The 15,346-nt window shown below is 42.1% G+C and carries 16 protein-coding genes; 10 read left to right on the plus strand and 6 right to left on the minus strand.

Annotation, left to right across the window (positions count from 1 at the left end):
• On the minus strand, window positions 1–590 hold a 590-nt coding region (locus FTU29_RS05920), incomplete at its 3' end, for a phage late control D family protein (RefSeq protein WP_180120889.1).
• A 133-nt stretch (window positions 591–723) separates the two neighbouring features.
• Window positions 724–981: a sulfurtransferase TusA gene (gene tusA, locus FTU29_RS05925; protein WP_078189780.1), complete on the minus strand. Its 258-nt coding sequence runs from the start codon at window positions 979–981 to the stop codon at window positions 724–726.
• 200 nt (window positions 982–1,181) lie between these two features.
• Between tusA and FTU29_RS05930 the strand changes: the two genes are divergently transcribed.
• A complete protein-coding gene (locus FTU29_RS05930; RefSeq protein WP_078189781.1) occupies window positions 1,182–2,021 on the plus strand; it encodes an HlyC/CorC family transporter in 840 nt (279 codons plus the stop codon).
• Window positions 2,018–3,577: an apolipoprotein N-acyltransferase gene (gene lnt, locus FTU29_RS05935; RefSeq protein ID WP_078189782.1), complete on the plus strand. Its 1,560-nt coding sequence runs from the start codon at window positions 2,018–2,020 to the stop codon at window positions 3,575–3,577. Before FTU29_RS05930 ends, lnt begins: the two co-directional genes overlap by 4 nt.
• An 83-nt stretch (window positions 3,578–3,660) precedes the next feature.
• Here the strand turns inward: lnt and FTU29_RS05940 are convergent, their stop codons facing one another.
• The 4 genes from FTU29_RS05940 to gspF form a co-directional block, all read right to left on the minus strand.
• Window positions 3,661–3,999 (minus strand): tRNA-binding protein, encoded by a 339-nt coding sequence (locus FTU29_RS05940; protein WP_180120891.1) that lies wholly within the window; start codon window positions 3,997–3,999, stop codon window positions 3,661–3,663.
• Between the two features lie 250 nt (window positions 4,000–4,249).
• Complete coding sequence (locus FTU29_RS05945) at window positions 4,250–4,585, minus strand: hypothetical protein (RefSeq protein WP_078189783.1); 336 nt, start codon at window positions 4,583–4,585, stop codon at window positions 4,250–4,252.
• A gap of 283 nt (window positions 4,586–4,868) precedes the next feature.
• Window positions 4,869–5,306 carry a type II secretion system major pseudopilin GspG gene (gspG, locus tag FTU29_RS05950; protein WP_078189784.1) on the minus strand — a complete coding sequence of 146 codons (438 nt, stop codon included), beginning with the start codon at window positions 5,304–5,306 and terminating at the stop codon, window positions 4,869–4,871.
• Between the two features lie 36 nt (window positions 5,307–5,342).
• The gene (gene gspF, locus FTU29_RS05955; RefSeq protein WP_180120893.1) at window positions 5,343–6,548 is read right to left on the minus strand and encodes a type II secretion system inner membrane protein GspF; all 1,206 of its coding nucleotides are present in this window, start codon (window positions 6,546–6,548) and stop codon (window positions 5,343–5,345) included.
• 150 nt (window positions 6,549–6,698) lie between these two features.
• On the opposite strand from gspF, the gene FTU29_RS05960 reads away from it, so the two are divergent.
• The 8 genes from FTU29_RS05960 to FTU29_RS05995 all read left to right on the plus strand — a co-directional run bounded on the left by FTU29_RS05960 (window position 6,699) and on the right by FTU29_RS05995 (window position 15,325).
• Complete coding sequence (locus FTU29_RS05960; protein WP_180120895.1) at window positions 6,699–8,921, plus strand: primosomal protein N'; 2,223 nt, start codon at window positions 6,699–6,701, stop codon at window positions 8,919–8,921.
• 79 nt (window positions 8,922–9,000) lie between these two features.
• The gene (locus FTU29_RS05965; RefSeq protein WP_180120897.1) at window positions 9,001–10,842 is read left to right on the plus strand and encodes a monovalent cation:proton antiporter-2 (CPA2) family protein; all 1,842 of its coding nucleotides are present in this window, start codon (window positions 9,001–9,003) and stop codon (window positions 10,840–10,842) included.
• 50 nt (window positions 10,843–10,892) lie between these two features.
• Window positions 10,893–11,768, plus strand: coding sequence for an Hsp33 family molecular chaperone HslO (gene hslO, locus FTU29_RS05970; protein ID WP_111885623.1), 876 nt, complete (start codon window positions 10,893–10,895; stop codon window positions 11,766–11,768).
• Window positions 11,769–12,015: 247 nt separating this feature from the next.
• A complete protein-coding gene (locus FTU29_RS05975; RefSeq protein WP_180120899.1) occupies window positions 12,016–12,468 on the plus strand; it encodes a DUF2147 domain-containing protein in 453 nt (150 codons plus the stop codon).
• A gap of 285 nt (window positions 12,469–12,753) precedes the next feature.
• The gene (locus tag FTU29_RS05980) at window positions 12,754–13,218 is read left to right on the plus strand and encodes a DUF2147 domain-containing protein (protein ID WP_180120900.1); all 465 of its coding nucleotides are present in this window, start codon (window positions 12,754–12,756) and stop codon (window positions 13,216–13,218) included.
• Window positions 13,219–13,407: 189 nt separating this feature from the next.
• Window positions 13,408–13,872: a DUF2147 domain-containing protein gene (locus FTU29_RS05985; RefSeq protein ID WP_078192815.1), complete on the plus strand. Its 465-nt coding sequence runs from the start codon at window positions 13,408–13,410 to the stop codon at window positions 13,870–13,872.
• Between the two features lie 141 nt (window positions 13,873–14,013).
• The gene (locus FTU29_RS05990) at window positions 14,014–14,976 is read left to right on the plus strand and encodes a DnaJ C-terminal domain-containing protein (protein ID WP_180035035.1); all 963 of its coding nucleotides are present in this window, start codon (window positions 14,014–14,016) and stop codon (window positions 14,974–14,976) included.
• Between the two features lie 10 nt (window positions 14,977–14,986).
• The gene (locus tag FTU29_RS05995; protein ID WP_111885626.1) at window positions 14,987–15,325 is read left to right on the plus strand and encodes a chaperone modulator CbpM; all 339 of its coding nucleotides are present in this window, start codon (window positions 14,987–14,989) and stop codon (window positions 15,323–15,325) included.
• Window positions 15,326–15,346: the final 21 nt, after the last annotated feature.

Below are 15,346 nucleotides of genomic sequence, written 5' to 3' on the forward strand. Positions count from 1 at the left end.
TGTGCTTCATCGATGAGCCAGTTAATGCCTTCACTGCGCCAAAGTCGCGTTAAAAAGTCATAATCGCTTTCATTCGACTGCATGATGAAAGGTCGTACATCATAGTTTTGGCTTAAACCGCTTAGATCTAGCGTTAGACTGGCAGCAAAGAGCGGACTTTTGCTTTGCCATTCTTTAAAAAGAGTCTCACTGACATCACGCACCGATTTGTTCATAAACACACGGCTGTTCCTGCGTTTATGCCACAGCGATGTTGCATCTTCTAAAGTGAGTTTATACAGCGTGAGTGAACCGTCACTCTGCCCTTGGGTGGCTTCGGTAATAATACCCGTGGTACGGAAGAGTTCGCCCTGATCGGTCACTTGATCAACGGCGACTTGTGCGCCAATAAATTGTTTTAATGGAATAAGGGCATTAGTAGATAGGCAAATCAAAGTCGCTTGCAGGCCTTGGTTTAAGACATGCTCTCCATCAATACGTTGAATAAAAAGCTCATCATTCAACGCAGGGTTGGAAAATTGCACATGAATGGCACGTTTTTGGGCGGATAAGCCTAATTTTTCAAGTATAAGAGCAATCGAATTTAACATTTTAAAAGTCTGTTTTTTAAACTTTGTATAATTATGCTGCGAATGATATAGGCTAGCCATCAGACTTGACCAGCCTATTTTATTAATAAAAATGTAACATCTTAATAATTATTATTTTTTACAATCTCTTAAATTAACCTTTCTGAACCAAATAATGAAATTCTTTATTTCCATTTTCATCAAGACGTTCTTCTTGAAGCAATAGCTCATGACCTAAATGCATACAAAATTTCGGAATATCCCAAGAGGTCGAATTATCTGTTGCAAAAACCTCAACAATATCGCCCGATTTTGATTTACGAATGGCTTGATGCAACATCATCACAGGCTCAGGGCAACGTAAGCCACGGGTGTTTAATTGAATTGATGGGGGCACAGAAGGCTCAGACATTAGAAAACTCAGTATTAAAATCTAAGGCTATTTTAGCATAATCCTGACGACCGAATGTTAGCTTGAAAAATGCAGATGATAACGTCTTAAAATGACTTGATCGCTCATCATCTAGATCAACATTAACAATAGACAACTGTATTTTCTACGGTATGATAAAATCATCATTTATTAGATATTAAGAGTCTTTAGGAAAGATCATGCAAGAGGAATCCGGCCCGTCGTGGGGCATGCGCGGCTTACGTAAATGGCTGGGCACTGCACCAGAAACCCGTGACGAACTGTTGAAATTGGTACAAGATTCACGTCGCTTCTTAGAACCCGATACAGTTGCCATGCTCGAAGGGGTACTCGACTTACCTGCAACTAAAATCCGCGAGGTTATGACCCCCCGTACTGCGATGATCAGCTTACAAGAAGATGATGAGCTATTAGATATTTTGCATGTACTTGTTGAATCTGCACACTCACGTTTCCCAGTCTTTTCCTCAGACCAGCCAGACAATGTTGTCGGTATTTTGTTGGCCAAAGATTTGTTGCCATTTTTGACAGAGCCGACCACCAAAGTCGATATTCGTGCATTAATGCGTCAACCCTTATTTGTACCCGAGAGCGCGCGTTCTGACCAAGTTTTACGTATGTTGAAAAATACCCAAACCCATATCGCTGTTGTGATTGATGAATATGGCACAACTTCAGGTTTAGTCACTTTAGAGGACATTCTTGAAGAAATTGTGGGTGAAATCGAAGATGAACACGACAAAGTTGATGAAGAAGCTCAATTTATCATTCCAGATGAAGACCCGCTGAGCGCAAATACATGGTTGGTTCAAGCACTTACACCAATTGAACACTTTAACAATCTTTTAGATGCTGATTTTTCAGATGATGAAGTAGAAACTGTGGGCGGCTTACTGCTACAAGAAATGGGCTTGGTCAGTGATTTACAAGGTCAAGTGATTGAACTTGAAAACTGGGAATTTACCATTTTGGAGGCAGATGCACGTACTATTCATCTGATCCGAGCTGTCCGTAAATGAGAACCTACTTTGATAAGCTGCTAAACCATTCACAACAAAAAAAACAGCTACCTTTCATCTATCCTTTGCTGATTGCATTATTTTCAGGTGCCATCTTCAGCTTGTCGCTGGCACCTTATCATTATTGGTGGTTGGCAATTTTATCTCCAGCCCTGCTGTATGCTTGCTTAAGTCAACGTGCACCTAAACAATCGTTTTTCATTGGTCTAGCTTATGGCTTTGGCTTATGGTTTGTCGGGGCTTTTTGGCTGTATACCTCGATCCATGTCTATGGTGATACCAATTCAGCACTCAGTGTTTTGATGATTGCCATTATGGCAATTGTGATGGGGCTGTTTACCGCAGTTCAGAGTTGGCTCTACCGCCGCTTCTTTCCAGAAACACCACTGACCTTTGCGCCACTTTGGGTGTTTTTCGAGTGGAGTAAAACTTGGGTCTTTACTGGTTTTCCATGGTTGTTTGCAGGTTATGCCTTTACTGAACGATTCCTCGATGGCTATGCGCCATTATTCGGGATCTTTGGGGTATCTTTCGCGGTCATTGTATTGGCCTGCGCCTTGGTTGAAATCCTGCGTAAACGCATCTTCTGGATTGTTCCCTCTGCCCTTGTTTTGCTCGGTGCATGGGGTGCAGCGCAACTGCAATTTGTTCAGCCTAAAAATGAAAAACCGCTGAGTGTTTCCTTAATTCAAGGCAATATTCCACAAGATTTAAAATGGTTAACAGAATACCAAGCTCAAACCTTAATGAAATATGCGTCATTAAGTCGGACCGAATGGGGGCGTGATGTCATTGTTTGGCCGGAATCCTCCATTCCTATGTTCCAAACCGATATTGAGCCGTTTCTGGATGCGATGAAAGTCCAAGCCAATAAAACAGGGACGGCTTGGGTGACAGGTATTCCCTATTGGGATTTAGCGGAATCACAGCAAAACCAACACCCTATGTATTACAACACCATCATGGCAACTGGTGATGAATCTTCTGGTCTATACAAGAAGCAACGTCTAGTCCCCTTTGGTGAATACATTCCGCTTTCAGGGATGTTAAGTTGGGTACTACCTGCCCTACAAAATGACCCGTCGATGAGTGGCTTTTCACGTGGCGCAAACAACCAAAAGCCTTTGAATGTTAAAGGTCATGATTTAGGCGCAGCGATTTGCTATGAAGTGGCTTATCCCAACTTAACCCGTCGTAATGCCAGTCAAAGTGACTACCTAGTGACTATTTCCAATGACGCATGGTTTACTGGAACAGCGAGCCCACATCAGCACCTACAAATGGTTCAAATGCGTGCCAAAGAAAATGGCCGTTGGTTTATCCGTGCAACCAATACCGGCATTACCGCCTTTATTGATCATAATGGTCACATTGTGAAACAAGCACCGATGGATAAAGATGCAGTACTGCGTGGTGATTTACCTGCCATGCAAGGCGAGACACTTTACACACGCTTAAGTGATTGGCCTGTGTTGATTTTCTCATTCTTGTTATTGGTTCTCGGTTGGATTTATCGCCCGCGTAAAGTTGATATTTCTTTTAAATCACGCCGTTAATTCCGCTACAAAAGATCAAAAAACCGAGCTTTGGCTCGGTTTTTTATTGATAAACTTTCAGGGTGCCAGTTCACCCTACTTTTTCAAAGTAACTTGGTGCCTAGGGGAATCTCTGCATCAGGCACACAAAGAGCAACATGCCCCTCTGCATTATGAAAGCCTGTGACCAAACACTCTGACTGGATCGGACCAATTTGTTTTTTTGGAAAATTCACGACGGCAATGACCAATTTTCCCAATAGATTTTCCGGCTGATATAGCTGTGTAATTTGCGCACTGGATTTTTTAATGCCCAGTTCCTCTCCAAAATCCACATGGAGAATGTACGCGGGTTTACGTGCTTGCTCAAAGACTTCAGCCTGCACAATTTTCCCCACACGTAATTCAACTTTCAAAAAATCTTGCCAATCGATCTGTTGCATTTTTCCCTCTTTCTTTTCTTTGTTGTACTTCATCCAACTATCTAAGATCTGATATCTAAAGATTATAAAAATTTCATTCAGGCTGACCATATGTGAAACAGACATTCGATGCGTCAAAACGGACAAAGCAAGGTTATGTTAGAGCGCGTACCATGTAGAAGTATGCACTGATGTACGCTACGAACTGTTCATTAACACGAGACATAAAAAAACTGGAGCAAGCTCCAGTTTTGAAGGTTTAATTTTGGGGTTATAACTGCGTAACTAAATAGGAAAGCATGGCAGCTAAAGACACCATTGGAATATATCGATAAAGACGAACAACCATTTGTTCGATGGCAGATGCATGTTCTTGTTTTAAATTTGCCACAGTCGCTTTTAATGCAGACCAAAAACTTAAAGCCAGTAATGAACTCATTAAGCTCATGGCAAAGAAGCCCACCATAATTTGGCTACTGCCCTCAGTGCTTTGCCATAAATACACAATGCCTTGACTGATCGGCAGAATACTTAAAATCAAAAGAACAGATTTCAGCATAGACCAATGAAATTGGTTAATTTCATCCGTTAATAATAATGCTTTCATACTATCCTCCATGGCTAAAAAAGTACCATAAAAGATATTATGCGCGGTTTTATTTAAATGAAAAGCCTATATTTATTCATATTTTGCGATTATTGTAATCAATAAAATTGGGAATAATTCTTATTATAAATATCACATATTTCATATTATGTTATTTAAAGTAAATTCAACAACTTAATATTAATTTTATAATTAAGATTTATTATCACTTCACTCAATATTGAAACATCCTATTAAGTGAAGTGATTAATTCCATTAAAACTGAATTTATAATTATTCTCAGTTAGTGTTTATAGTAAATATCGGCATCATTTTCTTCACCGCCAGACTGACCATCCGCACCAAATGAATAAAGATCATAAGGACGGCCTTCAGAACCGGGAATCACATATTGAATGTCATTGTCCCAACTGTCTTTTGGATAGCCACCTTTGATGTAGCCACCTGGCAACCAGTTTTTAGCAGACTCAGGTTTAGTGACCAAAGCATTTAATCCGCCGTCTTGCATTGAAGGGAATTTACCATTGTCCATTTTGTATTGATCTAATGAGCCAGCGACACTTTTTAAAGTAATGGCCGTAGTATCGACTTTAGCTTTTTCACCACGGCCCATCACGTTCGGTACAATCAGCGCTGCCAAAACACCTAAAATGACAATGACCACCATCACTTCAATTAAAGTAAAACCTTGTTGCTTCATATTTTTTGTCTTCACTTGCATGTTACAAATCTCTGTTCACATCATTGTTCGAATGTCTTAAATCATATTATTCATATTCACGATTGGCAGCATCACAGCAATCACGATCACCAGTACAATGCTCGCCATAAATACCAACATCAGCGGTTCAAGCAACGCCAATAAAGTTGAAATTAAGGTCGTCACTTCACGGTCTTGCATCGTCGACGCACGTTCTAGCATCCGATCCAATTCGCCTGAACTTTCACCACTTTTGATCATTTGTACCATCATCGGTGGGAAATAACCACTTCGCTCAAGCTGTGTTGCTAAATTACCACCTTCTGTTACTTTCTCTGCCGCAAGGTTGACCGAATCTCGAATCACCCAATTATTACTGACCGCTGCGCCAATTTTTAAAGCATCGACCAATGGCACGCCAGACTTGGTTAAAATCGACAAGGTACTGGCAAAACGAGCGGCATTAATGCCTTTAGACAGTTTGGAAAATAACGGTAATTTCAAGGTCAATCGGTCAAAGGCATAATGTCCCGCCGCTGTTCTGAGGAATCGAACCAAGAGAAAAATCGAGACTACGCTACCGACCAATAAAAATGGCCAGGCCATTCGAATAAAATCACTGGCTTTCATTAAAGCGATCGTTATCCACGGCAAGGCATCTTTGCTTTGGTCAAAGGTTTTGACAATATCTGGGACCACATAGGTCATGAGTCCCATCACAATACCGAAAGACATTAACATCAGGATGATGGGATAAATCATCGCACCCTGCACTTTTTTTTGCATGGCAAAGCGGTTTTCGGTGTAATCGGCAAGTTGGTCGAGAATGAGATCGAGATGACCTGAACGCTCACCTGCTGCAATCGTGGCAATATACAGTTCAGGAAAGCGTCCCGCTTGTTGTAGTGCGTTGGCTAAAGAATGCCCTTCCAAAACTTTAGAACGCACCGACATCAACAGGTTTTGCACATGGGCTTTTTCGTTTTGTTTTCCCACAGCACGAATCGCTTCTTCTAATGGAATTGCAGCGGCAACCAAAACTGAAAGTTGGCGAGTCAATAAAGCCAAGTCATAGGCATTCAGCCCTTTTTGAAACCAGCGCTGCTGCGCGTGTTTGTCTTTTTGCTCTATCGGATCGACAGCAACTGGAATGAGTGTCTGATCTCTGAGCTGTTGACGAATTTGACGCGCAGAATCACCCTCAAGTACACCCTTCTGCTGCTTCCCTGAAGCGTCTATGGCAGTAAACTGATATGCAGGCATTGTAATGCTCTAATTTTCCAAAATTTCTATCAGCGCAGTTGCGTCTGACCATCAAAATCATTCATATTCTTAGATATAAAATATGAGCTCACTCTAACACAACTCCTTTACGATCACGACGAAATTTAATCAGGAACTTATCCACGTTTTATGGCAAATTCAGCGAGCATTGCAACACCTATTTACCGCGTTCGAGTCGCCGTTCCGGTATATTTATACGACTGCTTCGATTACAGCTTAAACCAAGAGCAATACCAACAAGCTGAAGTAGGTGCACGCGTTGCTGTATCTTTTGGTCGGCAAAATTTGACCGGTATCATCGTGAAAAAAATTGCTCCCGATGCACCACTCGATTCAAGCTTTAAACTCAAGGCCATTACTGAACTACTTGATGATCGCGCCATTTTAGATGAGAAAGTTTTAAATTTATTGACATGGTCTGCACAGTATTATCAATTTCCGATTGGTGAAGTGATGCAAAGTGCCCTTCCGACGCTGTTACGCCAAGGAAAGCCCTATAATTTATTGGCACGGACATGGAATCTGATCGACCATAATGCTGAAGCCAAAATTAAACGTTCAGAGCGTCAACAAGAAGCGTATAAAATACTAAAATTACATCCCACAGGCACAGGTGAAAATCTTTTAAATTTGTCAGGTGTGGAAACAGCAACACTCAAAGCCTTAGAGAAAAAAGGCATCTGCGAATGTGTGTTAGCAGAACAAGACTTTAGCCCGATGCCGATGAGCATGGCGCAAATGCCACTTACGGCAAACCCTGACCAAAAAAAAGCGATCGATACCGTATTAAAAGCACGTAAAAAATATCAGGCCTTCCTGCTCGATGGCTTAACTGGCAGTGGTAAAACTGAAGTCTATTTACAGATCATGCAAGAGGTTCTCAAGCAAGGCAAACAGGTCTTGGTTTTAGTTCCTGAGATTGGACTCACCCCACAGACGATTAGCCGCTTCCAATCACGTTTTCATTGCAATATTGCCCTATTACATTCGGGGCTAAACGATTCAAAACGTATGCAAGCTTGGCAAGCTGCGCAAACGGGCAAGGCTTCAATTATCTTAGGCACACGTTCTGCGATTTATACGCCACTGCCTAATCTAGGTTTAATTGTGATTGATGAAGAGCATGATCTGTCCTTTAAACAACAAGAAGGCTTTCGCTACCATGCACGCGATGTTGCTCTGTTCCGTGGGCATTTAGAGCAATGTCCTGTCATTCTTGGCTCTGCCACACCTAGTATTGAATGCTATGCCCTTGCCAAACAAGGCAAGATGACAATTTTGGAACTAAACCAACGCGCAGGCACCGCGGTCATGCCGAAAATACACATCCTTGATTTGAAAGTGGCACAGAAACAGCATGGAATTAGCCAATTATTAATTGGTGAAATCCGTAAGCGCCTAGAAAAAAAAGAACAGGTGTTAGTGTTCTTAAACCGTCGCGGATATGCCCCGGTTTTAATTTGTGAAAGCTGTGCATGGCAGGCCAAATGTCCGCACTGTGATGCCAATTTCACGGTTCATCGCACACCTTATCAACATTTACATTGTCATCACTGCGGCACCATTCACCGTATGCCAGATCACTGTCCACAGTGTAATCATCAGGAGCTCAAATCTATTGGGATGGGCACAGCCAAAGTTGAAGAAAGTTTAAATGAGTTGTTTCCTGAACATGACATCATTCGAGTGGATCGTGACTCAACCAGCCGCGTTGGTAGTTGGCAAAAGATTTATGAAAAAATTCAAAAAAGTGAGCCTGCTATTTTGCTTGGTACGCAAATGCTGGCCAAAGGTCATCATTTCCCTTACGTCACCTTGGTGGCGATTTTAGATATCGATTCAGGTCTGCTGAGTGTGGACTTCCGTGCCATCGAACGTACCGCTCAACTCATTGTGCAAGTCACAGGGCGTGCCGGCCGTGGCGAACGTAAAGGCGATGTATTCCTACAAACATTAAGACCCGACCATCCACTTTTGAATATTTTGGTCAATGAGAACTATCGAAAATTTGCCAAAGAAACCATGAAAGAACGGGAAATGGCACAAATGCCACCGTTTCGCTATGCAGCATTGGTACGCTGTGAGTCAAAAAACCAAGAAATCAATACTGAATTTTTACAGCAACATGCCCAATTGCTGCGTCAGGACTCTGCTGGAATTATTGATATTTGGGGGCCGATTCCTGCCCCGATGGAGCGCAAAGCAGGGCGTTACCAATCCCACATGGTTTTACTGTCTACAGATCGTGCGCGCTTACATTATTATCTGCGTTATTGGTGGCAAAACATCTTGCATAACAAGCCATCAAATATGAAATTGAGCCTCGATATAGACCCACAGGAACTCAGTTAAACGCGTACAATTCAGTCTGAAAATATCAGTCATACTGAATTGCAACTTTCGACCAAAAACACAACTCTAGGACGAGTAAATGTCACTACTGTTACAGATCACAATTTTCCTTGGCGCATCCTTATTGCTTGTCCCTTTGCTCAAGCGCTTTGGTATTGCAACGGTATTGGGATATCTGTTCACTGGTATTTTGCTCGGCCCCGATGTCTTTAACATTGCCAGTGATCCCCAAGCGATCCAAGATCTCGCTGAGTTTGGCGTGATCTTACTGATGTTCCTGATCGGCCTCGAACTCCGTCCACAGCGTCTATGGAGTATGCGTAGTTCTATTTTCGGCATGGGGAGTTTACAAGTCGGTCTGACCGGTCTTGTTTTAGCGCTAGGCAGTTTTTTTGCCTTACAACAAGGCATTGCAGCCAGTATCGTTATCGGTTTCGCTCTCGCTCTTTCTTCTACTGCCTTTGTCTTGCAGATGCTGAGTGAGAAGCAGCAATTAAACACCACCTATGGGCAACAATCCTTTTCGATTTTGCTGTTTCAAGATATGGCCGCGATTCCCCTGATTGCAGTCATTCCCCTGCTCGCAGGAACAGAATCATCACATCACGGAATCGCCTATTTCGCTGCCATCATTGCGACTTTTTCAGGCTTATTTTTATTTAGTCGATACTTAATGCGGCCTTTTTTCCGCTTCGTCGCGAAAAGTGGTGCGCATGAACTGATCACCGCTGTCGGTTTATTTATAGTGCTGGGTGTCGTGGTGTTGATGGATGTACTTGGCATCAGTACCACACTGGGTGCATTCCTCACAGGTGTGTTACTTGCGGACTCAGAATTCCGCCACGAACTCGAGGCCAGTATTGCTCCGTTTAAAGGGCTTTTACTTGGTCTGTTCTTTATGACCGTGGGCATGACTACGAAACTGTCATTATTCGTTGAAATGCCATGGTTCATTATCGGTGGTGCATTGGCACTGATGCTCATCAAAATGGTGTCAGTTACCGCGATTGCACGTTATCTCAAAAATTCATGGCGCAACAGTATTTTACTGGCGACCTGTTTGGCTCAAGGCGGTGAATTTGCCTTTGTGGTCTTTAGTGTGGCGAAAAGTGAAAATGTCGTACAGCAAGCCATTTTGGAGCCATTAACCCTCATCGTCACCTTGTCGATGGTGTTGACCCCTATGTTGTATTGGTTAATACAATCACAAATTTTGCCACGTTTTAATCCAAAAACCATCCCCGAGTATGACGACATTCCGGATGAACATAATCCTGTGATTATTGCGGGCTTTGGACGTTTTGGACAAATCATTGCTCGTGTGGCGCATTTACAGCATTTGTCTTTTACCGCCATTGATAGCAACTTAGACAAAGTCGATTTCGTACGTAATTATGGTGGTCATCTGTATTATGGCGATGCCACACAACCAGATATTTTACGTGCTGCGGGCATTGAGCATGCCAAAGTGTTCGTCCTTGCCATTGATGATATTGAAGACTCAATGAACGTGGCGCGTCATATTCGACTGAATTACCCTCAGCTAAAATTATTGGTTCGCGCGCGTGACCGTCATCAGGTACATTTGCTGCGTGATTTAGGAATTGAGCATATTTGGCGTGAAACCTATTTATCCTCTTTAGGAATGGCCTATCACATGCTGTGCGACTTAGGCATCAGCGATGAAGATGCATATAAAAGTATCGAATTGTTCCGTGATTATGATGAAAAACTGCTGACTCAACAGCAGCAAATCTATACCGATGAACAAAAGATTTATGAAACGCATCGTAACGCTTTAGCTGAACTGGAACATTTGTTTGAAAGCGATGCGCAAGCCCGTGAAAAACCTACAGGTGTTGATTTACAACGCAGCTTACAACGTCATCGTATTGATGTCACAAGAGATGATAATGAATGACTTGTGTTTTACAATATCGTCACCATTAAAGCAGGGTTATGGAGAATTTTATGTCAGATTTACGCCAACGCTTTTTTATTGAAGATAGCCCTGTTCGTGGAGAAGTGGTTCATCTTGAAGAAGCCCTACAAACGATTCTTGCACAGCGTGACTATGCACCTGCTGTACAAATTCTCTTGGGTGAAATGCTCAGCGCGACTGCCTTGTTGGCCAGTACCTTAAAAATTAAAGGTCGTATTAGCTTACAAATTCAGGCTGCAGGCACATTTAAATGGGCAATGGCGGAATGTAATCATCTCGGTGAAGTTCGCGCACTTGCAGATTATGAAGAAGACCCGCACTTTCAAGCCGCTGAAGACAGCAGCACGGTACTCAAAGCCTTGGTAAACCCAGTACTTTTCATTAATATCGAGCCTGAATTTGGTGAGCGTTATCAAGGGATTGTACCTTTAGATAAACCGACATTAGCGGGTTGCTTGATGCAATATTATGATCTATCTGCACAGATCCCAACACGTATCGTCTTAGCAAGCAGCAACAGCCGTTCAGGTGGTTTACTGATTCAATTATTACCACGTAACAACGAAGAAGAACAACGCCGTGTCGATGAAGACCTATGGCCACGTTTAACCATGCTGACTGAGACTTTAAAAGCAGAAGAGTTAACGTCTTTATCTGCAAATGAAATTTTATATCGTTTATATAACGAAGAAGAAGTTCGTCTTCCTGAAACTGAGGCCTTAAAATTTGGCTGTACATGTTCAAAAGAACGCTGTGCGACAGCACTTGAACAAATCGGTGTTGCTGCTGTTCGTGAAACCCTAGAGTTTCAAAACCCAATTGAAATGGATTGCCAATTCTGTAATACAAAATATACCTTTACTGCAGAAGAAGCTTTATCCCTTTTTGGTCAACACCTCAGCTAAATCATCATGATGATTGAAAGCCTAAAACTAAGCATCCTTCGGGGTGCTTTTTTATTATTCCGATTAAATTTAGAACAGCTACTTTCTTCCGCTTAGTCGAATGGTTTCGAACTTTATAACCTCAAGATGATCAGCTGTATTTGCGATCAATTTTTTTTCGAGTAGAATCGCGCCAGAAATAAAGTCAAAAAAACCAACAAAGCTTTATTTTTTGATAGAAAAATAATGTAAAAAAACTGGATAAAATATGAAACTCAAAACACTCGCTATTGCTTTAGCCATATTCTGCTTTAGCCCAATAACAGCACATGCAGCAGACCTCGTCGGGACATGGAAAACTATAGATGACAAAACAGGCTATGCCCGTGCTGAAGTCCAAATCACCAAATTAAAAGACGGCAGCTATAGCGGTAAAATCACCAAAGTGCATGCTATCCCCAACCGCCCTGTCACCACGATTTGTGAAAAATGCGAAGGTAAACTCAAAAATGCACCCTTAATTGGTTTACCGATATTCTCTGGCTTTAAACATAATGCAAAAGAGAATGCCTATACCGATGGCAAGGTGATCGACCCACTTTCAGGCAATACCTATCAAGGTAAAGGGCAATTGAATGCGCGCGGCAATGTGCTGACACTTCGAGGTTATGTTGGAACCACGCTCCTCGGCCGGACGGTATCTTGGATCCGCGTCAACTAAAGCGGCCATTCGGCTTTCATTGGCATGATGAACTCAACTCCAGACGAGTTCATCATGCCAATAACAATCGACTTTTGAGATGAATTCCGACTATTTTACTAGTGCGTAGACGTTCAGCATAAACCTCATTTAGCGCCAACACGTTCATGTTTTGGCTCAAAATATAAATACCAATTCTTAAAAAATCACTAGAATATTCATATTAGTTCAGGCTACATTAAACCCATAATATTTTTATGCCTTTAAGTTTTAGGCATCCGCTTTTTGTGTAATGTGGGTAATTATATGGCTGTTAAACTCCTCCCTTCTATCCTGTTCGGCATGTTCTCCATCTGCAGTTTATCCTCTGCTTTTGCAGCGATTGACCCCTTAGTGGGGACATGGAAAACCATTGATGATCGAACAGGTTATTCCCTTGCCGATGTGGTGATTCGTAAAGATAAGCATGACCTGTATTCGGCCACTATTATCCAAAGCCGAAGCGTACCGGGAACGGCAAATGTTTCGACATGCACGCAATGTACAGGTGCTCAGAAAAATAAACCCATGGTCGGTTTAACCACTTTAAGCGGCCTAAGCGCTGATCCAGAAAAGCCCAATGAATTTGTGGGTGGAGTGATGCTCGATCCCAAATCAGGCAAGCACTACAATGCACGCGCTCGTTTGATGAATAATGGCAAGCATTTGATCATCAATGGTCGTACTGAAGGCTCTGCAATTGGACGCAATGTCACTTGGGTCAAAAACTAAGCACTAGGCCTTTAAATCATTAAAGGCCTTTTTTTAACTTAAAAATTAGAGTAAAAACTCCATATTAAAGCAGCGTTTTAAAAAAATATGCCAAATACATCACAAACTATCACATTGATTTTGTAGGGCTTTATATATAAATTAGGCAACTTACTCTAAAAACACAATTCTGAATTTTCAGGGGATGAAATGAAAAAAATATATCAACAATTATTTGCCGGAATACTACTTAGCACTTTGTCAGGATTGTCAATCGCTGCGGAAACCGATCCGCTAGTGGGGAAGTGGAAAACCGTCGATGACCGTACAGGATATTCGCGTGCAGACGTTGAAATTCGCAAAAAAGCCGATGGAAGCTATGAAGGCATCATTGTCACCACACGCAATGTCCCTGGCACTGAAAAAATGGGCGTCTGCTCGAACTGCCCAGGTGAATTGAAAAATAAACCTTTTATCGGCTTGCCATTTATTTGGGACTTTAAACAAGATCCAAAAAATCCACGTGAATTCCAAAACGGTAAAGTTCTGGACCCGATTGGTGGAAAAATCTATAAAGGCAAAGCAAGACTTAGTGCTTCAGGAAAACATTTAACTATACGTGGGTATGTTGGGGTATCTGTGATTGGTCGTAGTGTCACTTGGATAAAGTATTAATTTTAAATGTGTTTTTAAAAGCCTCCTCGTGAGGCTTTTTTATTGTCATGTTTTGAAACAATAAGCTGCAGTTTGCCCCTATGACAGTTTGATGAACCCTTCTATATTGATTAAAACATGATCAATATTTATACAGAGAGTATGCCAGACAATCACTATCAAACTTTAGGGATCGCCCGAGATGCTTCGGCAGATCAAATTAAAAAAGCCTATCGAAAATTGGCGCGTAAATATCACCCTGACGTCAGCAAAGAAGCTGATGCTGAAGCGCGCATGCAAGCGATTAATGTTGCATACGACACCTTGAGTGATGCCGAAAAGAAAAAACAATACGATTTTGAACTCGATCATCCACAAGGATTTGCTGGGTTTAATGCTGGCAACCAAGGTGGTTTTGACCAATCTCAGTTTTATCGCCAATCGACGAGTGATGGTCAGCATGCGGACTTTAGTGGATTTGAAGACTTGTTTGGTCGTTTTGGGCAAGGCTTTGGTGGCGGTGACTATCAGTATCAACGTGCAAACCGCCAAACCAAGAGCTTCCGTGGTGAAGACCAACACGCCAGTTTAGAAGTGGATTTAGAAATCGCTTTTCATGGTGCAACGCAGAATATCACCTTACAGATTCCAAGCCTCAACGCCCATGGTGAGCCTGAAGTCCAACGTAAAACCCTGCAAGTCAAAATTCCTGCAGGTATGAAATCAGGTCAACAAATTCGACTCTCCGGCCAAGGGCAAGCCGGCTATAACGGTGGAGCCGCTGGCGATTTATACATTGAAATTTTGTATAAACAAACTGAGCAAACCCGTGTAGAAGGCGTTGATATTTTCCAACAACTGAATATCAGTCCATGGGAAGCCGCATTGGGTCAAAAAATTGCATTTACCAGTCCTGATGGCAAAACATTAGAACTACAAATTCCTAAAAATGCACGTACTGGTCAGCAGCTACGATTAAAGGACAAAGGGATACCAAATAAAACACCCGGACACCTTTACCTGATTTTAAATATACAGATACCAGCTGCACAAACCGAACAAGAGCAACAAGCATATGCGGCTTTTGCTCAAGCTTTTCCGTCATTTAATCCACGACAGTCTTAAGGAGAGCACCATGACAACAATTCATTATCGTGAAATTGTCTGTGACGGATGTAAACAGACTGAAATCGTAGACGAAAAAAGTAGTTTTGATCTACAACACTTTGCCTCTGCCTGTGGGCAAAGTCCAGAATGGGTTCTGCAACTACTCGAATACGATATTCTGCCTAGCCGTTCAGAAGACAGGATTCATCAATTTTTTGGCGATGATATATCTCGCGCACGGCGTGCGTATCGGCTTCAACGAGATTTCGATGCCAGTTTTACTGCGGTCGCTATGATGCTTGATTTAATTGACGAAGTTCAACAACTACGTCGCCAAGTCAAACACCAACAGTTTCATTCACATTAAATGTAATCATGAACGCTCTGC

The sequence above is a fragment of the Acinetobacter sp. YH12086 genome (assembly GCF_013419345.1).
Classification (GTDB): Bacteria; Pseudomonadota; Gammaproteobacteria; order Pseudomonadales; family Moraxellaceae; genus Acinetobacter; species Acinetobacter amyesii.